Annotated in this window: 16 protein-coding genes and 1 pseudogene; 11 read left to right on the plus strand and 6 right to left on the minus strand. The window is 63.9% G+C overall.

Annotated features, from left to right (window positions below; genetic code table 11):
* Positions 1-5: 5 nt before the first annotated feature.
* Together DWB23_RS19850 and DWB23_RS23795 are read right to left on the minus strand one after the other, a co-directional pair.
* Positions 6-1,646, minus strand: a complete 1,641-nt coding sequence (locus DWB23_RS19850) for an ABC transporter substrate-binding protein (protein ID WP_121744527.1) — start codon at positions 1,644-1,646, stop codon at positions 6-8.
* A 216-nt stretch (positions 1,647-1,862) separates the two neighbouring features.
* The gene (locus DWB23_RS23795) at positions 1,863-4,856 is read right to left on the minus strand and encodes a dipeptide ABC transporter ATP-binding protein (RefSeq protein WP_121744528.1); all 2,994 of its coding nucleotides are present in this window, start codon (positions 4,854-4,856) and stop codon (positions 1,863-1,865) included.
* An 82-nt stretch (positions 4,857-4,938) separates the two neighbouring features.
* Here DWB23_RS23795 and DWB23_RS19860 point away from each other — a divergent pair, with 82 nt between their 5' ends.
* From DWB23_RS19860 to DWB23_RS19880, 5 genes and pseudogenes are all read left to right on the plus strand, one after another.
* Positions 4,939-5,445, plus strand: a complete 507-nt coding sequence (locus tag DWB23_RS19860; RefSeq protein ID WP_121744529.1) for a DUF7529 family protein — start codon at positions 4,939-4,941, stop codon at positions 5,443-5,445.
* A 177-nt stretch (positions 5,446-5,622) separates the two neighbouring features.
* Entirely contained in the window at positions 5,623-6,195 is a 573-nt protein-coding gene (locus DWB23_RS19865; protein ID WP_121744530.1) for a diadenylate cyclase, read from the plus strand.
* Between the two features lie 138 nt (positions 6,196-6,333).
* Entirely contained in the window at positions 6,334-7,107 is a 774-nt protein-coding gene (aglF, locus tag DWB23_RS19870; RefSeq protein ID WP_121744531.1) for a UTP--glucose-1-phosphate uridylyltransferase AglF, read from the plus strand.
* A gap of 338 nt (positions 7,108-7,445) precedes the next feature.
* Positions 7,446-7,829: pseudogene (locus DWB23_RS19875) on the plus strand (glycosyltransferase family 4 protein); the annotation flags it as partial.
* The gene (locus DWB23_RS19880; RefSeq protein ID WP_238717517.1) at positions 7,799-8,647 is read left to right on the plus strand and encodes a hypothetical protein; all 849 of its coding nucleotides are present in this window, start codon (positions 7,799-7,801) and stop codon (positions 8,645-8,647) included. The pseudogene DWB23_RS19875 and the gene DWB23_RS19880, both read left to right, overlap by 31 nt.
* Before the next feature lie 712 nt (positions 8,648-9,359).
* Here the strand turns inward: DWB23_RS19880 and DWB23_RS19885 are convergent.
* Positions 9,360-9,863: a hypothetical protein gene (locus DWB23_RS19885; protein ID WP_121744771.1), complete on the minus strand. Its 504-nt coding sequence runs from the start codon at positions 9,861-9,863 to the stop codon at positions 9,360-9,362.
* Between the two features lie 801 nt (positions 9,864-10,664).
* Here DWB23_RS19885 and DWB23_RS19895 point away from each other — a divergent pair.
* The 4 genes from DWB23_RS19895 (at position 10,665) to DWB23_RS19925 (ending at position 15,164) form a co-directional block, all read left to right on the plus strand.
* Entirely contained in the window at positions 10,665-11,048 is a 384-nt protein-coding gene (locus tag DWB23_RS19895) for a hypothetical protein (protein WP_338067832.1), read from the plus strand.
* 1,405 nt (positions 11,049-12,453) lie between these two features.
* Positions 12,454-12,864 carry a hypothetical protein gene (locus DWB23_RS19910; RefSeq protein ID WP_238717518.1) on the plus strand — a complete coding sequence of 137 codons (411 nt, stop codon included), beginning with the start codon at positions 12,454-12,456 and terminating at the stop codon, positions 12,862-12,864.
* Between the two features lie 681 nt (positions 12,865-13,545).
* Positions 13,546-13,968, plus strand: coding sequence for a hypothetical protein (locus DWB23_RS19920; protein ID WP_121744536.1), 423 nt, complete (start codon positions 13,546-13,548; stop codon positions 13,966-13,968).
* Between the two features lie 707 nt (positions 13,969-14,675).
* Complete coding sequence (locus DWB23_RS19925; RefSeq protein ID WP_121744537.1) at positions 14,676-15,164, plus strand: hypothetical protein; 489 nt, start codon at positions 14,676-14,678, stop codon at positions 15,162-15,164.
* A 239-nt stretch (positions 15,165-15,403) separates the two neighbouring features.
* Here the strand turns inward: DWB23_RS19925 and DWB23_RS19930 are convergent, their stop codons facing one another.
* Positions 15,404-15,727 (minus strand): hypothetical protein, encoded by a 324-nt coding sequence (locus DWB23_RS19930; RefSeq protein WP_121744538.1) that lies wholly within the window; start codon positions 15,725-15,727, stop codon positions 15,404-15,406.
* A 341-nt stretch (positions 15,728-16,068) separates the two neighbouring features.
* Entirely contained in the window at positions 16,069-17,460 is a 1,392-nt protein-coding gene (gene larC, locus DWB23_RS19935; RefSeq protein ID WP_121744539.1) for a nickel pincer cofactor biosynthesis protein LarC, read from the minus strand.
* A gap of 256 nt (positions 17,461-17,716) precedes the next feature.
* Here larC and DWB23_RS19940 point away from each other — a divergent pair, with 256 nt between their 5' ends.
* Both DWB23_RS19940 and DWB23_RS19945 read left to right on the plus strand, forming a co-directional pair.
* Complete coding sequence (locus tag DWB23_RS19940; protein WP_121744540.1) at positions 17,717-19,948, plus strand: CDC48 family AAA ATPase; 2,232 nt, start codon at positions 17,717-17,719, stop codon at positions 19,946-19,948.
* Positions 19,949-20,227: 279 nt separating this feature from the next.
* Entirely contained in the window at positions 20,228-20,506 is a 279-nt protein-coding gene (locus DWB23_RS19945) for a hypothetical protein (RefSeq protein ID WP_121744774.1), read from the plus strand.
* A gap of 39 nt (positions 20,507-20,545) precedes the next feature.
* On the opposite strand, the gene DWB23_RS19950 is transcribed toward DWB23_RS19945, so the two are convergent.
* Positions 20,546-21,472, minus strand: a complete 927-nt coding sequence (locus DWB23_RS19950) for a DMT family transporter (protein ID WP_121744541.1) — start codon at positions 21,470-21,472, stop codon at positions 20,546-20,548.
* Positions 21,473-21,565: the final 93 nt, after the last annotated feature.

Consider the following 21,565-nt stretch of genomic DNA (forward strand, 5'->3'; position numbering starts at 1 on the left):
GCGCGTTACTCGAGTTCGACCAGATGGAGGTGCGGGCCACCGATGGCCGAGATGGTGTAGTTGTTGACGTTGTTTCGGACGCCGCGGATTTCGTCGGCGTAGTCGATGTAGACCCACGGGGCCTCGTCGTGGGCGATCTGGGCCGCCTCGTGGTAGAGGTCAGCGCGTTCCTCCTGGTCTTCCGTCCGCTGGGCATCCTCGACGAGGTCCATGAACTCTTGATTCGCCCACGCACTCCGGTTGGACGTGTTGTAGTCCTCCGTACTCCAGTCCACCCAGTCCTGCCCGTCGGGAGAGTCGACCTGCGGGTGAAGGAGGACGTAATAGAAGTTGTCCGGGTCGGCGTTGTCCGTATACCAGCCGGCCAGAGACGCGTCGTGTTTCCCTTCGGAGGTGTACGTGAGGTAATCCGAGAACTGGCGCTCGTCGATCGTAACGTCGATGCCGATCTCGCTTAGATTCGTCCGGATAGTCTCTGCCGTCGAACCCGGCGCCGGGTTGTAGCCGCGGGCGTTCCGGAACGTCGTCAGGTCGAAGGAGAAACCGTCACCGTACCCGGCCTCCTCCAGCAGGGACTGTGCCTCGTCAGTGTCGTAGGCGTACGGACTGAGGTCGTCGTTGTGTCCGAAGAGGGCCGGCGGGCACGGCTGGTCGGCTTGCTCGGCGATGCCCGAGTAGACTTCGTTGACGATGGATTCAGTGTCGATCGCGTAACTGATCGCCTGCCGGACCTTGGGATCGCGGAACTCCTCCACGCGGGACTGGTTGAACGACATGTACCCGATGTTGATCCCCTGTCCGGACTGGACTTCGACGTCGTCAGAATCCTCGACCGTTCCGATGTTGTCGGGGCCGAGGTTGTCGATGATTTCGAGTTCTCCTTCGATGAGAGCCTGCGTGCGCGTGGAGTTCTGTCCTTTCTCGATGAACAGGAGTTCATCCACGTTCGGGCCGTCGCCCCAGTAGTTGTCGTTGGATGTGAGCAGAATGCGGCCGTTCGAATCGTCGAGTTCCTCGAGCTGGAACGGACCGGCGCCGTTGGCGTCCGAGGCGAAGTCGAAACCGTCCTCGATGTCGTCCTTCGGGAGAACGACGGCGGCGAACATCGCGAGGTTGCGCAGGAACGGTGTGTACGGCTGTGTGAGCGTGATGTTCAGCGTGTAATCGCCGTCGGCCGAGACGGAGTCGATCCAGCTTCCGAGCGTGAACGGCCCGTACGCGGACGCTTCATCGGAGTAGTGCTCGTAGTCCTCGTCGACGAACCGTCGGTAGGTCGCGATGAAGTCGTCTGCGGTGACGTCGGTGCCGTCATCGAACTGTGCGTCCTCGCGCAGTTCGAGCGTGACCTCCTCGCCGTCCATCGACCAGTCGGTCGCGAGGCTTTCCGTGATGGCCGCCTCGCCGGGCTCGAAACCGATAAGGCCGTCGTAAATCTGGTTGGTGACTTTCGCAACCTCGCCGCTGGTCGCGCCCTGCGGGTCGAGGGTTTCCGAGTGCGAGCTGCGGCCGTACCGGAGCGTGCCGCTGCCGTTACCACTATCGCCGAGACACCCGGAAATGGAGGTCGCCGCGGTTGCAACAACTGTCGCACTACCGGCAGACTTTAGGAAACTACGCCTGGATACCTGATTGCCATTACCTGACATAACACTATTCCTTGCATCAGCAATGATAATACTACCGATCGATATGGAGAGGCGGATCTCGATTTACAGATTCTGGCTCGTTTTGTGATCTATGTACTAGCATCCGGTGGGATCGCACAGTGGGATCTGAGACGGCCCCGGATTCGCGCCGTTGACGCGCGCCACCGAATCAGCGTTTCGCGGTCGATCGAATAACGCCGCATCGTGCTCGGTCGATTACTCGGTGTCGGTGAAGATGTGGCAGGCGGTCGGATGTTCGCTATCGTCGAGTGCGGGGTTGCGCCGCTCACAGACGCTCTCGAACGCGTCCGCGAGGACGGCCTCGGCAGCTTCCCAGTCGCCGTCATCGAGGTGACGATAGGACTCCTCGACCGCCTCGCGAGCGCGACCCGACAGCGGCGCGTCGAAGAACTGTGCATTGAGCGCAGCGGCGAAATCACTACCGCCGTCCGCGACCGCGCGAGCCATCGGCTTCTCACTGGTCGCGGCCTCCCGGGCCGCCTCGAGGTCGATGTCGCGGGACTCCACGCGCTGTCGGTAAAACATGACCTCGCGGTAGCGCTCCTGTTCGATGTCGAGGTTCTCGGGCGGGATGATCGACGGACACCGCGTCCGGAAGTGGCAGCCTGACGGCGGGTCGATGGGGGACGGCACGTCACCTTTCAGGATGGTACGGTCGGCAGTGTCCGCCCGGGGATCCGGTTCGGGGATCGCCGACAGCAACGCGTTGGTGTACGGGTGTTTCGGGTTCGCGAACAGTTCGTCCGTCATCGCGATCTCGACGATTTCGCCGAGGTACATCACCGCCACGCGGTCCGAGATGTGCCGGACGACCGAGAGGTCGTGGGCGATGAACAGGTACGTCAGTCCGAACTCCTCCTGCAGGTCCTCCAAGAGGTTGATGATCTGGGCCTGCACCGATACGTCCAGGGCCGACACCGGCTCGTCGGCGACGATGAAGTCCGGGTCCACGGCGAGGGCGCGAGCGATACCGACGCGCTGGCGTTGCCCGCCGGAGAGCTCGTGGGGGTAGCGGCCGTACTGGCTCTCGTCGAGTCCGACCTCCTCGAGGAGATCGAGGACACGGTGGCGGCGGAGCACGCGCTTCGAGGCGCTCACGGAGGCGTCGACGTGCACGCTCGTGACGCGGCCATCGTCTTCGCGCGTACCTTCGGTCGTGCCGGCGCGGCCGCCCCCGACGTCCACGGTAACGTCGCCGTCCACCACGGTGACGCCCACGGGGACGACGGTCTCCCCGTCGGTACTCCCGAGTAACGCATCCACGTCGTCCGCGACGTCGACGGACACCGCGTCCGCGGAGATGCCAGTCGTCGAGACGTCTGCGCGCGTCACCACGTCGGGATCTGACTCCGGGAGCCCGTGAATCTTCAGCGGCTCCATGATGGTCTGTCCGACGGTCATCCGCGGATCGAGACTCGACATCGGATCCTGAAACACCATCTGCATGTCCTTGCGCTTCTCCCGAAGCTCCGACTTCGAGAGATCCCCGAGGGTTTCACCGGCGTACACCACCGTACCGTCCGTCGGCGGGTTGAGGTGGAGGATGGCGCGGCCCGCAGTCGACTTCCCGCAGCCGGACTCGCCGACCAGTCCGAGCGTTTCGCCCTCGTACACGTCGAAGCTCACGCCGTCGACGGCCTTCACGCTCGGCTGCTCGCCGACGAATCGGTCGAAGAGCCCCTCCTCCTGTCCGTAGTACTTCCGCATTTCGTGGAGTTCGACGATCGGTTCACCGATATCGTGTTCGGTCGCGGACGGGACGTCCGTCGACCCGTACTCGCTCTCGTCGAAGTTCTCGAGGATGCATTTCGACCGGTGGTCGACGTCCTCCGGCCCGTGCTGGAGGGACGGAATCTCGCCGTTGCGACACTCGGGTTGGGCCCACGGGCAACGATCCGCGAAGTGGCAACCGTCGGGCATGTCGATGAGGTCGGGAACGTTGCCCTCGATGGGCGTCAGGCGGTCTTTCTCCTCCGTCGGGATGGACTCGAGGAGCGTGTACGTGTACGGATGGCTCGGGTTGTAGAAGATCTCCTCTACGGGGCCCTCCTCGACGATTTCGCCGGCGTACATCACCGCGACGCGGTCGCAGGTCTCCGCGACCACGCCGAGGTCGTGGGTGATCATCAGCACCGACATCCCGAACTCGTCCTGAAGGTCGTCGATGAGGTCCAGGATCTGGGCTTGGATGGTCACGTCGAGAGCCGTCGTCGGCTCGTCGGCGATGAGGAGGCTCGGCCGGCACGCGAGCGCGATGGCGATGAGTACGCGCTGGCGCATTCCGCCGGAGAACTCGTGGGGGTACTCCTCGAGGCGCGTGGTCGCTTCCGGGATCCCGACCTCCGTGAGGATCTCGACGACGTCCGCCATGACCTCCTCGTCATGCTCGCGACCGCCGATTTTCGGAAGCATCTCCCGAACGGCGTTCAGCCACGTGTCCCGCTTCCGTTCGCCGTACTGGTGCAGTCGCAGTGACTCCGCGACCTGCTCGCCGACGGTCACCGCGGGATTCAGGGACGTCATCGGGTCCTGAAAGATCATCCCCATCTCGCTACCGCGGACCTTCCGCATCGCCTCTTCGGGCGCGTCCGTCAGGTCGATGACGCCGTCCTCGACGGTAATCGATTCGGCGGTCGTCCCGTTCTCGAATCGCTCGCGCGCCGCCGTATCCAGGTAGACGAACCCGTCGGCAGCGTCCTCGACGGCGTCCGCTAGCGCGTCCGCGACCACGGACTCGGTCGCGCCACCGTCGAGTCGATCGGCGGCGTCCCGGAGGGCCGGCGCGAGCGCCGCAGGGTCGTCGTGGCCGGTGAGATCGGCGGCCATGCCGCGCAGCTCCGACTCGGTCGAGTCGCCCCCGTCGCCGACGCGGAGATCCGCGACGATCTCTCGGACCGCGTCCACGAGTTCGAAGGGGTACGGGACGACGGCACCGTCGAACTCGGCTGCGAGGTCCGCGGCGAGGTCCGCGCGCCGTAAGGACACCCGTCCGTCCACGACGTCGCCCGGGTCGTCCACGAGGTCCATCGCTGAGAGTGCTGTCACGCTCTTTCCGGAGCCGGACTCGCCGACGAGGCCGACGGTCTCGCCTTCCTCGATCGTGAGGTCGATGCCGTCGACCGCTTTCACCGCGCCGCGTTTGGTGTCGAACTGCGTGCGAAGTCCGGAAAGGGATAGAAGGTCAGTCACTGGAACCAGTTCTCGAGGCAGCGAAGAAATAGCTTATGGGACTTGGGCAACGTTTATCTCCGACGGCGCACGCCGTGGGGACATGAACGAGGACCCGGCAGGTGACGCCCCCGGTAACGTGCAGGCCCAGTCCGGCTGGCAAGCGGTCATCGAGGACATGGCGGTGACCGCCGACGAGTATCGCGACCGCGGCTGGACGGCCCTCGAACTCCACCCCGGAGACTCCGTGCTCGTGGACTCCGAGATGCGAACGGGTCTCGACGTGGTCCTCCCGGGACCCGAGTACGAGGACCTCGAGTCGCTGACCGAGGACTGCGCGTTCGCGGACGTAGACGTGTTCCGTGCGGAGGGCGGCAGTACGATCTACCTGCTCGTCGTCGAAAAGGATCCGGACAGCGAGACGGCCGTGCTCGTCCCCGCCTACTACGACGCCGGGTCCGGGCAGGCGAAACTCGAGACCATCCGGTCGAACGGCGAACTTCGGCTGTTCTGCAGGCGGTTGAACGACGACTACATCGAGTTCGTCCACGGCGACGTGGCTCCGTTTCTCCCCGACGCACTCCGCGGCGGTGCCGACAGTAACAGCTGAAACTAGTCATCCACCGATCGAACGACGGCTGTGCGGTCGGGTGTGCAGTGACGTTCAGTGGCTACTATCGGTCGCGCGGCCGGCATCGTTCGACGCGCGTCATCGTCGTCAGTTCGACGGACGGCGGGCTCCCCGTTCAGGCAACGAGGTTACGGGGACCCGTTTCGAACGACCCGTATGGATGAGGACCTCCGGATCGCCTACGAGACCCACGACGGGGTTCGGGAACTGGTCGACTGTCTCACCCACTCGCTCGAGTCGGTCAGCCTGGACTTCGATCGCTGGGACGAACGGTACGTCAAGGGGCCGGGACTGTACGTCGCCGTCGTCACGGGACCGTCGGTCGCGAACTTCGCCGATCCGATGGGACGAAACCGGTGGCCCACGGATCGCTGTCGCGACGTCTGTCTGGACATCCAGATCTTCTTCGAGACGGCACGGGAGGTCGCGATGACCCGAGACGGCGCGCTCGTCATCAGCGTCGACGGCGTCGTCCAGGAACAGATGGTTCGCTTTCGGGACCTCACGCCCGGCGATCTCGAGGGCATCGATGCCGCGCAGTCGGAGTACGAAGACTGGATGGGGTCGCGCCACATGAGCGCGCTCGACACCTCCCGACGGCCGAACGTGATCTCGACGCTGACGCTGAGCGAGGAGACCGGCCGCGTAACGGTCTTCGAACGCGGGTCGTTCGAGACGTCCACGCGAGCGGAACTCGGCGGGGAGTGGAATCCGCGCGCCTCCGACTGACTCGAGCGCCGGCGGACGACCGCCACGGGCCGTCCACCCGCTTTCGACGGGGTCGAACCGCCCGTGACGCACCGTCTACTCGAGGCCGTCCGCCTCAGGGGATAGCTATTTACCGTCGTTCGAGGTGGGCCATCGCACATGCAAGCTGTCGTCCTGTCGGCAGGAAAGGGGACCCGGCTCCGGCCGCTGACCGAAGAGAAACCGAAGGCGCTCGTCGAGGTCGACGGACGGCCGATCATCGAGGACGTGTTCGATAATCTGCTCGCGGCCGGTGCCGACGAGCTGATCGTCGTCGTCGGCTACCTGAAAGAGAAAGTCATGGACCGGTACGGCGACTCCTACAGGGGCGTCCCGATCACGTACGCCCACCAGCGCGAACAGCTCGGGCTCGCCCACGCGATGTTGCAGGTGGAATCGCTCATCGACGACGATTTCATGCTCATGCTCGGCGACAACGTCTTCCGGGCAAACCTGGAGGACGTGATGAACCGCCAGCGAGAGGACCGCGCCGACGCGGCGTTCCTCGTGGAGGAAGTGCCGTACGAGGAGGCGTCTCGGTACGGGGTCCTCGATACGAACGAGTACGGCGAGATCGTCGAGGTCGTCGAAAAGCCGGACGATCCGCCGTCGAACCTCGTGATGACGGGATTCTACACGTTTACCCCGGCGATCTTCCACGCCTGTCACCTCGTGCAGCCCTCCGATCGCGGCGAGTACGAACTCTCGGACGCGGTCGACCTGCTCATCCAGTCGGGACGCACCATCGACGCGATCCGCATGGACGGGTGGCGCGTCGATGTCGGCTACCCCGAGGATCGAGACCGCGCGGAGGAGCGACTGCGGGACGAAACCGGGCGAATTGTCGAGCAAGGGGCGCAGACAGACGGGTCGTCGACGTCCACGACTAACTGAGCGCGCGCTCGGTCCGCCCATCCCGGTCGTGGGACGCCCCGTTCCGTATCAGATCGGGCGCGGACAGACGCCAGCGGCCCGAGCGAGAAGTCGCGGTGGTCTGGAGTGCTTTCGAAGCGATCGCCGTGGGTCGGCCTGCAGATCGTTGTTCGGCAGGTTTAGGGGATGCTCGAGGACGTGTGGAAGATCACGCGGCACCGGGAGGGATCGAACGACATATCCGCGTCCCGGAAGACGGTTCGATAATGCGGATTTTACGGGTCGCACAGAAGGTCTATCCGGACGTGAAAGGCGGCGGGCCGTACCACGTCCACGCGATGAGTCGCGATCAGGCCGCGATGGGACACGACGTAACCGTGTTGACGGTCCGGACCGACCCCGAACTGCCCCACATCGAACAGCGAGACGGATACACGGTGGTGCGGTACGACCCCGCGGCGAATCTACTGGGGAACGATATCAGTCCCGGACTCGCGCAGTATCTCGCCGACGCCGACGATTTCGACGTGATGCACGCCCACTCGCACCTCTACTTCGCGACGAACCTGGCCGCTCTGAAGCGGTTCCTCGGAGACGTTCCGTTGGCGATCACGAACCACGGACTCTACTCGCAGAACGCCCCGGAGTGGGTGTTCGACCTGTACCTGCGGTCGCTCGGACGCTGGACGTTCGATCAGGCCGACGTGGTGTTTTGCTACACGGACGCCGATCGCGATCGGGTGCGGGAGTTCGGCGTCTCGAGTCGGATCGAGGTCGTCTCGAACGGGATCGACAGGGCGCGATTCACGCCCGACGGGCCGGAGAGCGAGTTGCTCGACTCGAGGACCACGACACGGCACTCGACGGCCTCGAGACCGCCGTCACGACCGCCGCTCGAGAAACCCGGGCGGTCCTGAAGAAAGCGAACGCCAACAAGACGCGGCTCCGCGAACTGCAGTCGCGCGAACTCGAGAAGGGGGCGCACCTCCGGGTCGACACCGTCGACGAACACGAACTCGACGTCCGCGGGAATCGCCTCGAGCGGATCACGAAGGACGACGGCCGCGCCTATTTCCGACTTCCGGACACCGCCGATCCCCTCGACGGCGGCAGCGTCTCGCTGGCCTACGGGGACCTCTTGCCGATCCAGCAACTCGCGCGCATGGACGAGGAGATGCGCCGGTCGACGGCGAACTCGCTCCCGACGCGCCTCGCCGCGAAGCTCTGGAAGGCTCGGCGCGACTCGAGCGTCGGCGACGATCCCTGGGAATCCGGCTGTAAGGGTATCGAGGCGTATCTCAAGGCGACCGATCTGAAACACTGGATCCGCAGACAGGAGCCGGGAACGAGCGAAACCTACGCGAAGAAGCTGGTCTCGAGGACGATCGACGCCGCGTTGGACCTCTCGAAGCACCGGCTCGCGGTCCGAAAGCGAACCGAGCGAAAGAACGGCCTCGAGTACACCGAACGGCGGTTGATCGTGCCCGACGATGCGGCGATCCCCGGCGAGACGACCGCCGCGACCAAACGATCCCCGGAGACAACTGACGTCCTCGGGTGAGCGTGGACGGGGGCGAGCAACCGCTCTCAAGGAAGGCTCTCGCCCTCGTCTCGAAACCCGAAAGCGCTCGCGAGGCGGGTGATTGCTGGCGCGGGTAGCCGCGGGTGTAGCCCTCGAGCAGTCTCTCGGCAGTCCGGAGCGGGGACGGGTTTGCGTACGGGTCCGGCGACGACACGTGTCTCCGGAGACCGATCCGTAACCGCCGAGGCTCGCCGTGGACGCGTCCCGATGACCGGGATAGCCGAGGACCGTGAGCGACTTTGACCCGTCGACTGCCGCTCCGACGGTCACCGCTGATCGGGTGGTGTTTTTCCACCCACCGCGGGACGACCCGGACGCCCGTCACCGTGATCGCGTCGCCGGAGCCGTCGACCGTCGCGGCGTCACCCTCGCCGATCCGGTTGACCACGTGATCGGGTCGCTCGCCGAGGTCGATGGTCGCGTACCCCGTCGCCGGTTCGCCGTCGCTTCCCGGGCTCCAAAGCCCGCGACTCCCGTGGCGAGGACGGCGAGCAACACGACGACGAGCGCGTCGATGACGTTGATGGAGCCGAAGAGGTCCCGTTCTCGTCGATCAGCGGCATCGCTCGTCGGGGATACGAGTGCCTACATGCTACGGACCGCGCGCTACGGCCACACGATGATCGGATTCCGGCCGTGTCTCGTCACGAACGCTCGTCGACCGTCGTCTCGCTCGCTCGATACCGCCCGATCAACAGCGTATCGACGTGTCCGTTTCGATCCCGCCGTCCCGGAGCGTCACGAGCGTCCTGGATTCCTCGCAGTCGTCGTCCGGGCGGGTGATCGACGTGGTGGTGCGCATCGTCTCGGACTCCACGGCCGCTTCGTAAGTTCCCGACTCGGCGAGGACGATCTCGAGAAACGCGTCGGCCGGAACGTCCTCGGTTCGATCGAGGACGGACTCCCCGTCGCGGTCGATCTGTACCGTGATCGATCGCTCGTCGTCCGTCTCGTTCCGGACGTACATGGTGTGGGATGCGCCTGTTTCCGAGGGGTCGCCGATCGTGAACTGCGCTGTGGGGTCGTCGTCCGGCGAGCCGGAGTCGTTCGAGTCCTGCTCGTCGGTACTCCCCGTGGTCCACAGCGACTCGTCGTCGGCGTTGCTACCCGCGGAATCTCCGTTACTGCCGAGACAGCCGGCGGTGACACTGACACAGATCCCGGTACCGAGACAGAGGATATCTCGTCGGTTCATATCGACCATCACATGATCGAGTGCCAAACACTTTTTTCACGGAAAGCGGACGGTCACGGCCACGAATGTACCGTTCAGCGGCGACCGGTGTCCGCTCGACTACAGCCTCGAGACTCGAGTGCGGGTCTGTAGATCGACTGCCAACTCCGATACCGATCGCCGATCGGTGTCGCGTCGTTTCGGCTCGAAAAGGCCGCGGCCGGTCCGTCGTTCTCGTGTCCGACGGTCGTGCGTTTCTCGAGGTGCCCGGACCCGTCGATCGATCGTATCAACCGATTCGTGGCTCGGTGGAGGCCAGTTGAACGGCACGTTCGCCGGGCAGGGGTGAGGGTGGTGCGGATCGGACGCGTATAATACGCGGTTTCGTGGTATCAATCGACGAAGGGAGACGCGTCGTTAGTCGGTGACCGAGACCGAGGATCGATTCCTAAGAGTCCACTACTGTACTGTTTCACCCCGACTCGTGAGGCTCTCGGAAGTCGCGTAGGCGGTCGCTATCAGGAAGTTCGGAACCGGTGTACGGAGAAACTATTGGAACGAGAATCGACACCGGAGTAGCTGGTGAGAAGACGGGAACAGACGCGAACAGGGGTTAGTCACGTACACTGACCAAGAATAGCGTTTCAGTCCTTTAATCCGCTAATTTCCTCGAAACCGTTCTCCGGCTATAAGTGAGACACAGTGGTGAGCCTCGAGTGGACAGTGTGTCGCATACAGCAGATGCAGGTTTGCAAGTAGCTGCCTGTCACCCATCGAAGGGTGTGTGTGATGAACATGTCCATGAAAGTAACGTGACTCAACATGGAAATGAAACGAACGCTTGCGCTCACACTCACAGTAGCATTGGTCGGCGGCCTCATGTTCATGGGGTTCGCGGGAACAGCAGCGGCACAGGACGGTAACATATCAGTCGATCAGACCACCGGCGATGCCACTTCGACAACTAACGTCGACGTTGACCAAGAGAACTCCAACGACCAGATCGGCATCTCCGGCGCGGCTGCGGGTGCATCCGGATCTGGTGATACTGGCGCTGCAGCGGCCTCCGAAGTCGAGCAGGATCAGACCGTCGTTCAGGGTAACAACGCCGACGTAGACGCGACGTCGACCGCGACGTCCGGTGACAACACCATCTCTGTCGATATCAGCGCGCTCCTGGACGGTATCTTCCCAGCAGGCGCATAACCACTCTCGGTAACGATTCCACGACACGATCGATTTTTTCTTGGGGTGCGGAGTTACGGAGCGTCACTGCACGATAGCTGTGGGGTTGGCGTATCCATCGCTTCGAGGGCTCGCGAGGCCCGCCTCGAGGGACGACGTAGCCCCGCCGCGCGTCGCGTTCGTTGTCCCCGTGACCGACTCGAGCCGCAGGCACGCGTCTGGCGGTCGAGGATCGCCCGGTCGTCGGTCCCATTCATCCTCGTCGCTTCCGCTGCGCCGCACCCTTGGACTCGAACAACGAGCAACGGGCACGTCCCGATGTCGATCCGACGGCGACGGCATCGTGGACGCCACTGACTCCCGCGTTGCGACGGACGGCCGCGGAGCAGTTCGGTCCGCTCCGCTTCCGCTCGAACGTCCGGATCGGAGCCCGCCGACCGGAGGCCGGGTCACGAGTCGATCGAACGGCCTCGACAGCGCGTACGAACGGGGACGGACACGAGAATCCGCCGACGGGGTCCGCGTGTCTCGAACGTCGACGGGTCCAACCTGTCCCGCGATGGGACGACTGACGCGAGTCGAGATGGGCAAACGATCGGAACCCGAGTACCGGTGTCCGCGAACGATACCGAACCCGCGGACGCTCGCCGCGAAGGGGAATCGGTTGTTCGCAGGTCCAGTATCGAACCGTACGTGGTCGCGCCCGCGTGAGATCGAAAACTGGTTCCTCCCGAATCGCGCCATCGGTGATCGTCTCGAGTTCGCGAGTGCGCCGGCGGACTTCCGGGCCGTCCCTACGACGGGTCCGGAGAGCGATCGACGTGACTCGGTGTCGGAACTCTCCGCCCCGATACGGCGGCGGCTATCGTCGATCGATCGGTAGCGTGACCCGGAAACGATGTCCGTCGGTATTGGATACGGTGATCACAGCTCCTGTAGACGGAGCTTTGCGCCGTCGAGTGGTGTTTTCGCTCGGCGTTCTCGGAGCACCGATCGGCGCTACACTGGCGTCGATACCGTCCCGTCGCGCTGACGAAAACCGGGACGACAGCCGGTTCTCGAGGCCAGCCGGTAGCGGACGCGGGAGTGTAGGAGCCGCTGAACGTCGTATCACGAGCGACCGAACTGGTATCCACGAGCAGCGTGTACACCGACGTTGGTCGGTCCGGAAGATAGTGGCAATCTACAGGCGACAGAAAAACCCGTCCGAGAGGTTGATAGTCACTCATATCGATCAAAGGGCGTGTTACAGCGTTCTAATCCAGTTATACCCTCGAAACTGTTCTCCGGCTATAAGTGAGAGGCAGTGATGGGCCTCAAGTGGACATTGCGTCACAAACTCGGAGACGAAGAAATGTCGTATCTCCGCGGTCACACAGGGGATACGTGTGATGCAAGCGTCCGAATCAGTTCGATGTGACAAACCATGGAAATGAAACGAACACTTGCACTCACACTGACGGTAGCGATGGTCGGCGGCCTCATGTTCATGGGGTTCGCGGGAACAGCAGCGGCACAGGACGGTAACATATCTGTCGATCAGACCACCGGCGATGCCACTGCGACAACTGACGTCGACGTTGACCAAGAGAACAACAACGATCAGATCGGCGTCTCCGGTGCCTTCGCGGACGCGTCTTCGTACAACGATGACGGGTACGACAAGAAGAAGGGCGGTGGCGCTTCCTCGTCGTTCGCCGGCGCTGAAGCAGCGTCTGCAGTCGAGCAGGATCAGACCGTCGTTCAAGGTAACAACGCCGACGTAGATGCGGACTCGGACGCAGCGTCCGGTAACAACAGCATCGCGGTCGACATTGCGCTCGGCGAGTTCCTGTAATCGCCGGCCGTAGCGGTTACCGACAACCATTTTATTTCAGGCGCTTCGACGGATAGCGTCGCGACGACAGTAACAACTGCAACGAGTTACACGCCCATCGTAGTCCGCGGTTCTCGCTCACTCACGGCTCACGGCTCGCAGGGCTCGACGTCCCGTCGTCCGCCCGATCGGTTCGATCGCTTCCCTCGAGACTGCCCGCCCGGACTTCGGTTCCGATACCGTCGATTGACGGGACCGTGGCGTCTTTGTCGATCGACTCGGCAAATCTCGCGAAGCGTTCCGAGCGACGGATCGCCCCGCCTCGACACTGACCGTTTCTGCAGTGGGGAGGCGAACGCAACCGGTTTCCGGCCTGTAGGCCGGCCATTGTGCCGTCGGAAAGTGTGCCACGCGACGGATCTCGGACTGCCGTTCGCTCGCTCTTCGAAGACGACCATCGCGCCGACTGCGGGGAGACCCATACGAATAGTAGACAGTCACTCGAGCCGATCAAAAAATCCCTTACAGCGCGCTAATCCGTTACTTCCCTCGGAACTGTTCTCCGGCTATAAGTGCCGGGCGATGATGTGCCTCGAGTGGGCATTGCGTCACAGCACTGAACGTGCGAAACAACCGTCTCTTTGGCAGCCGATTGCTGCACGCGAGTCGAGACGTGTGATGCAAGCGTCCGAATACCTAGCAATGAAACGAACACTTGCACTCACGCTTACGATGGCACTGGTCGGTGGCCTCATGTTCATGGGGTTCGCGGGAACAGCAGCGGCACAGGACGGTAACATATCTGTCGATCAGACCACCGGCGACGCCACGGCGGTAACGGATGTCGAAGTTGAACAGGAGAACGACAACGAACAGATCGGCGTCTCCGGTGCCTTCGCGGACGCGTCTTCGTACAATGATAACGGGCACGACAAGATGAAGGGCGGTGACGCTTCCTCGTCGTCCACCGGCGCTGAAGCAGCGTCTGCAGTCGAGCAGGATCAGAACGTCGCTCAGGGTAACAATGCTGACGTAGATGCGGACTCGACCGCAACCTCCGGTGACAACACCATCGATGTCGGATTCGCTGTCGAGATCATCGAACTCCTCGACATCCTCGGATAACCGCTCTCAGTAGCGATTTCAGAGTTCTGTATTTTTTGAACGGACACCGATCCAGCATAGCGACTGCGCTTCGCCCTCGTCGGTATCGGAACCCGCAATTCGACCCGAAAGTCCACGCCTTCGTCGCGTCGCATCTGCTCGCCAGCGTCGCTGCAGGGTTCGCGGCGTATCCCCCGCATCCTTCGAGGGGTCTGTGATCACTCGCTTCGGGTTTGCAGCGCGTTCCGCCGTGTCTCGAGGGCTGAAGGGACCATCGACGTCGCTCTCGTCCCACGATGCGAGGCCAGCAGGTCGGTGAGCTCGAGCGTTCGCCTTTGCCCTTCTCGAGACCGCCCCTCGGGAGCGCTCGCCCGCATCCGGCTGCCGCGCGAGTCGGCGAGCGGCGGACGAGTTGCCCTGCGTCGCCATCAGCCGGCAGTATCCGGCCGCTTCGAACGTCCGGACGAGGCTACCGCGTCGATCAGGGCGCGACTACAGACGAAACGATTCCGGGCCTTCAACACGAGTCGGGAAGACCGTCGACGTAGCGTGGACCACCGTCCCGCTCGCGGTGGCGGACGCTCCGAGGTGGCCCACGGACGGCGGTCGTGGGAGTTCACGCGCCCACTGCACGCGAGCATCGGTGCCAGTACCCCGAACGCTGTCACTCTCGTGGTCGGCTCTACGGGGTCCGCTGTTGACGACCGCTCGAGACTCTCGCAAACACCATGACAGAAATCGAATTCTCGTGGGGAACGGTGTCCCACAAGACCGATTCCGAAACCGGCGACACGAACGTTGAAATAACCCTCGAGGCCGAGGGCGGCGTCTCGCTCTCGGTGACGACGGCTACCGACGTAGCGGACGAGGCGGCTACCACTGAGCCGAGAGCCGAGACGACGACGTTTCCGTGGGGAGCGGTGACCCACGGGACCGATCCCGACACCGGCGCGACGAACGTCGAGGTGATCACCGACGTCGAGGCCGACGTGTCGGTATCCGCGACGGCGGTATCCGACGGGACGACTCGCTCGGAGTCGACGACCGTCGTCCGGTCGACGGGCGACGCGCACGCGAGCGTCACTCGGTCGGTTTCGTCGGGGACGAACTCCGCCGCCGACTCGGTGGTCGCCACCAGTTCGACGACGAGCGACTCGCAGTCGACGAGCGTCTCGTCGGGAACATCGATTCCGATCGACGACGGGGACGACGACTGAATCGAAGAACGAGCACCGGTTTTCTGCCGTAGAGTCGTTCGAATTCGACTCGCCAGCGGTCGATGGACACCGCCGTGAGTAGAACCCTGCCGCGAGAACCGCCGCTCGCCTCGTCGGCGTCGAATTGAACACGGGCGTCAGGACATCGTCGTTGCGCTCTTCGGTGGAGACCACCGACGGGAAACGCACGGGAATCCGATCGCGGAGATCCCCGAATACGCCGTCTCCGGCGCGATCAATTACGCTTCGAACCAGCCCGAAAGATCGAGATCCGGCATCACGGTAACCGGATCCCCTGACTCGGGCAGTTCAGCGTCGTCCGGGGCCTCGACGGTGTCCTCTTCGACCTCGCTGGTTTCCTGTTCGGTAACGTCGTTGACTTCCTCCTCTTCGACGACGGTGGTGGCCTCTTCTTCCACCGCGTCGTCGCTTTCCTGTTCGATGACGTCGGTCTGGGCCGCTGCCGTCCCGGCACCGCCGATCAGCGCGAGCAGACCCGCTGCGATTGCGATCACGAACACTGTCCGTCCGATCGTTCCGTACTGCCGTGTTATCCGTTTCATTGTTTGCCTCGCAGGGCACGGTCACTTCACTCACTGCCAGCAATAAATCGCCAGAACTGTTTTCGGTTCGAACGGGTGGTTTCGGGAACGAAATCAGATCCAAAAAACGCGCCCGATCGAGCCACTCTGCGGGGATCAGAGCCGTACGGACCGTGCGAACGATCCCGACGGACGGTCCGACGGAACGGGGAGGATACGAAACGGATAGGCCACGAGTAACGGCTTTTCTCGGCGCGAACGTCCCTCTTCACGCCGCTCGAGGAGTCGGCCTCGTTCGGTGCGAACGATACCGCTGCTCGAGCAGCGCTTCGGCTCTCGAAATCGCCGACCCGCTCTCGGTGTTAGCGCCGCTCTCGGTCCACCACAGACGCTTGCACGACCGTTTCGGCGCGATGGATCACGTCGCGGATCGCGACGCCGGTTTCGGCGGCGATCGCCCGCGCGTCGTCGTACTCGGCACTTACGTCGTACACCGTTCCATCCGCGTCGCTGGCGATTTTCACCGTCACCTCGTAGGACTCCCCGTCGAGGTCCACCGTCACGGTCTCGAACGTTCGATCTGCGATCCAGCGGTGGGTCGCCCCCGCGTCGCGAACGCCGAGCGTTCCCGTCTCCTCGGCGAGCGCTCGAGCCACCCGCTCTCGATCCGCGGGCTTGCAGATCACCTTCACGAGGTGTCCCGGTCGCGACTTCTTCATCGTGACCGGCAGTATCGACACGTCTCGCGCGCCCGCGTCCGCGAGCGTCTCCTGCAGACCGCCGAGGATCTCCGGCGTCGCGTCGTCGAGGTTCGTCTCGAGGACGACGATCTCGTCCTTCGCGAGCGTCCCCCGTTCCCCGCCGTCGCCGATCAGCACCCGGAGGACGTTCGGGTGCGGATCGAGATCGTAGCCGCCAGCGCCGTAGCCCGACCCGTCGAGGTCGAGCGGCGGGAGCGCGTCGACGCCGTCGGCGAGGTGTCCGAGGATCGCCGCGCCGGTCGGCGTCAGTAACTCCGCATCGACCGGCCCGCCGCGAAGGGACCAGGTCGCCCGCTGGGCGATCTCGACCACCGCCGGCGTCGGAACGGGGTACTCCCCGTGGCTCATCGAGACGCTCCCGCCGCCGGTCGCGAGCGGGGTCGTCACGATTTCCGCCGGCTCGAGGTCGTGGCACAACAACGCCGAACCGACGACGTCCGCGATCGCGTCGTCGGCTCCGACCTCGTGGAAGTGAATGTCCTCGAGCGACTCGCCGTGGACGCTGGCCTCGGCCTCGCCGAGGAGTTCGAAGATCGCGAGGGCGTCCCGCTCGACCGCCGGCTCGAGCGCCAGTTCTTCGACGATCTCGCGGACCTCGAGATAGCTGCGGTGGGGGCCTTGACCTTCGGCGTGGACGTGATCGTGAGTGTGATCCGCGTCACCGTCGTGGCTGTGACCCGTCTCCCCGTCGTGGTTGTGATCGGCGTGTCCCTCCTCGTGATCGTGGCCGTGGCTGTGGTCATCCTCGTGGCCCTCGCCGTCGTCGTGACCCTCCTCGACGCGATCGGATTCGCTCCCGTCGCGACCGGTCAGGTACACGTCGACGGTCGTCGAGGAAATGCCGCACTTGACCGTCTCGTCGATCCGGTACTCCACCTCGAGGGCGTCCGTGACGGTCTCGAGAACGGTCGGGTCGGCACCGGCGTCGAGCAACGCGGCGAGGATCATGTCGCCGCTTGCGCCCATGCGGCCGTCGAATGCGAGGATGCTCATAGGAGTACTGTCGGACGGAACGATTTACAGGTTTTCGTCCGTGCCGACGGTCGCGTAGCCAGTCGTTGGAGAGACCCCTCTCGTCCGTCGACTGCTCGCCTGTCGGTACCACCAAAACCCACCGATGCCGGTACATCTATGTAGCTTCCTGTCGCAGATTCATGTGGTAGCATCTAGCACAGGCAACGACGTGGGCTAGCAAAAAACCTATCCGCTCACGAAGCGGAGTAATTGACATCACCGTCTACCCCGAATCATGAATGAAGTTCAACTGGAGGTTGCGAAGGCATACCCGAACGACTCGGGTCGTGGTATCGCCCGACTCGACCCGGACACGCTGTTGCATCTCAAGCTGAGTCCGGGCGACATCATCGAAATCGAAGGTGCAGACACCACCGCGGCGAAGGTGTGGCGCGCCGACCGGCAGGACTGGAACACGGATACGGTCCGCATCGACGGCTTCACCCGGCAAAACGCCGATGTGGGGATCGGCGAACGGGTGACGATCCGGAAAGCCGAAGCGACCAAAGCGGACAAACTCGTCCTCGCACCACCGGAAGAAGCGTCGGTCCAGTTCGGTTCCGACGCGGCTGGCATGGTCAAACGCCAGATCCTCAAACGGCCGGTCGTCGGCCGCGACATCGTGCCCGTGATGTCCTCGACGAACCATCCGTTCATGCGGTCGCCGGGGCAGGCGATCCCCCTGATCGCCGTCGAAACCGAACCCGAAGGGGTGGTTCTCATCACCGAAGATACCGACGTCGAACTCCGCGAAGAGCCCATCTCGGGCTTCGAGAAGACCGGAGGCGGGATCACGTACGAGGACATCGGCGGTCTCCAGGGCGAGATCCAGCGCGTCCGGGAGATGGTCGAACTCCCGATGAAACACCCGCAGATCTTCAAGAAGCTGGGGATCGAGCCGCCACAGGGCGTCTTGCTTCACGGGCCGCCCGGCACGGGGAAGACCCTTCTGGCGAAAGCCGTCGCCAACGAAACCTCCGCGAGTTTCTTCTCCATCGCGGGGCCGGAGATCATCTCGAAGTACTACGGCGAGTCCGAACAGCAACTCCGAGAGATTTTCGAGGACGCGAGCGAGGAGTCGCCGTCGATCATCTTCATCGACGAACTCGACTCCATCGCACCGAAACGGGAGGACGTCACCGGCGAAGTCGAACGCCGCGTCGTCGCCCAGCTGCTGACGATGATGGACGGCCTCGAGGCGCGGGGCCAAGTTATCGTCATCGCGGCGACCAACCGCGTCGACAGCGTCGACCCCGCCCTGCGTCGACCGGGCCGGTTCGACCGCGAGATCGAGATCGGCGTTCCCGACGAGGTGGGTCGCGAGGAGATCCTCCAGATTCACACGCGCGGGATGCCCCTCTCGGACGACGTCAAGCTCGGCCACCTCGCCGACGAGACCCACGGCTTCGTCGGTGCCGACATCGAGTCGCTGACCAAAGAGGCCGCGATGAAGGCCCTGCGTCGGTACCTTCCGGAGATCGATCTCGACGAGGAGGATATCCCGCCGAGCCTGATCGACCGGATGATCGTCAAGCGCCAGGACTTCCGCGGCGCGTTGAACGAGGTCGAACCCTCGGCGATGCGGGAGGTGCTCGTCGAGTTGCCGAAGATCTCCTGGAACGACGTCGGCGGCCTCCACGACGCCAAAGAGCAGGTTCAGGAGTCCGTCGAGTGGCCGTTGAACAACCCCGAGCGCTTCGAACGGCTCGGGGTCGATCCGCCGTCCGGCGTGTTGCTCTACGGACCGCCCGGGACCGGAAAGACGCTGATGGCGAAGGCCGTCGCCAACGAGACCAACGCGAACTTCATCTCGGTGCGCGGCCCGCAACTGCTTAGCAAGTGGGTCGGCGAGTCCGAGAAGGCCATCAGACAGACCTTCCGCAAGGCGCGGCAGGTCTCGCCGACGGTGATCTTCTTCGACGAACTCGACGCGCTGGCACCGGGCCGGGGCAGCGACACTGGCTCGAACGTCTCCGAACGGGTCGTCAATCAGCTCCTCACGGAACTCGACGGGCTCGAGGAGATGGAGAACGTGATGGTCATTGGCGCGACCAACCGGCCGGACATGATCGATCCCGCGCTGTTGCGCTCGGGTCGGTTCGATCGCCTCGTCATGATCGGCCAGCCCGACGTCGACGGCCGCGAGCGAATCCTCGACATTCACACGGAGGAGACGCCGCTGGCCGCCGACGTCACGCTCCGCGAGATCGCCGAGATCACGGACGGCTACGTCGGCAGCGACCTCGAGTCGATCGCCCGCGAGTCGGCGATCGAGGCGCTGCGCGAGGACCACGAGGCCGACATCGTCGAGATGCGCCACTTCCGTCAGGCCATGGAGAACGTCCGACCGACGATCACCGACGACATCCTCGAGTACTACGAGCAGATCGAAGAGGAGTTCCAGGGTGGCGCCTCGGGTGGACCGGGTCCGGCGGGCCGTCGCGGCAGTCGGATCGGTTTCCAGTAACCGCTCGCCGATCGTCCGTTTCGGCTCTCGGTACTGTCACGGATCTTATTTGAAGGCCGCGTCTTCCGGCGGGTAATCATTGTTTTCCGGCAGTATCCATCGATTAGCGGCGCACTATCCTCGACGAACGGGTGACGGTGAGACGGCCGCTCGGCGACGAAAATCGCGACCTATCGGTTCAGACTCCCTAGTTGCGGTGAATCGTCCGCAACCGACTGAAACGGTCGCATCGATATATGCGCGGGGATAGTGATCCATGAAACACAGTTGACTAATTCGATGTCGAACCCGCCTTCCGCTCACGATCAGGACGCGACTGCCCGCGAGACGGCCGACGGACAGGAGAATGTCGACGGAGCGCTCGAAACCGTGGCGCCGACGCTCGCCGGACCGATTCGAATGGCGGGCTTTTGGGGAGCGATCGCGTTGCCGATTCTGTACCTTCCAGTGCTTGCGAACGGCCTTTCAACGTCGTTCGAGGCCGGACTCTTTCTCGGACTCATCCTCCTGAACCTCGTCGCGTTGTACGTCGGACACGCCCACCACCGTCGCCAGTAGCTCGCGCGTCGGCCATTGCCGCCAGTCAGGGGATTTCGCTCACTCGCTCGAGGTGCGTCGTCGAACGTACCCGAACTCCTCGCGCAGCGCTTTGCGCTTGACGAGGACGAAACCGGCGGCGATGAATCCGAATCCGATGGCGGTCGTTACGTCGATGACCTCCCCCAGATAGAGCCAGCCAACCAGCGCGGCGAAGATCGGCGCGACGTAGGAGACCATGTTGATCTCGACGGCACCGAGTCGCTCGAGCAGATCGAAGTAGAGGAGAAAGCCGATCGCGCTCGCGACGACCGCGAGATAGCCGAGCGCTCCGAGCGCTTCGGGATGGGTCCAGGCCGACGGCTCGATCGGCTCGGCCAGCGCGAAACTCACACCGTGCATCAGGAGGGCACCGCCGAGCATCGACCACGCTTCCATCGTCTCGATCGGGATCGCGGCGTCGATACGGCGGGTGAGGACGCCGCCGAGTGCGAACGCGGTTGCCGCAGCAAAGACCAGCGCCGTCGCGATGACGTCCGTCGTCAGCAGGTTCGACGGATCGGGTTGGGCGATCACGCCGACGCCGACCAGACCGAGGAGGAGGCCGGCGACGCCGACGGTCGACAGCGCGTCGGACGGGACGAGTACTCGAGCGAAACCGGTCGTCAGAACGGGTGACAGGCTCACGACGATCGCGGCCGCGGCTGCCGTCGTGTTCTGCTGACCGACGAACAGGAAGGCGTGATAGGCCGCGATCAACAGCGTCGCCCCGACGGCGACCAGCAGCCACTCGTCACGGCCGCTCGGATACCAGTCGTCGACGGCGGCGGCCGCGTACGCGAGCATGAGGACGCCCGCGATGTCGTAGCGCAACGCTGCAAACAGTACCGGTGGAAAGTACTCGAGACCCGCGCTGATTGCGACGAACGCAGTGCCCCAGATGCCTGCGAGGGCCACGAAGAGTGCGAGATTCCGATACCGACTCATATCGAACGTCTCGCCAGTGCGCTTCTACATGTTTCGATTTAAAATTCGATCGACGGCTCGCTGGAAGCGGTGCCGCTTCGGTTTCGCCGTTCG

This window comes from Natronorubrum halophilum (assembly GCF_003670115.1).
In the GTDB taxonomy this organism is placed as follows: domain Archaea; phylum Halobacteriota; class Halobacteria; order Halobacteriales; family Natrialbaceae; genus Natronorubrum; species Natronorubrum halophilum.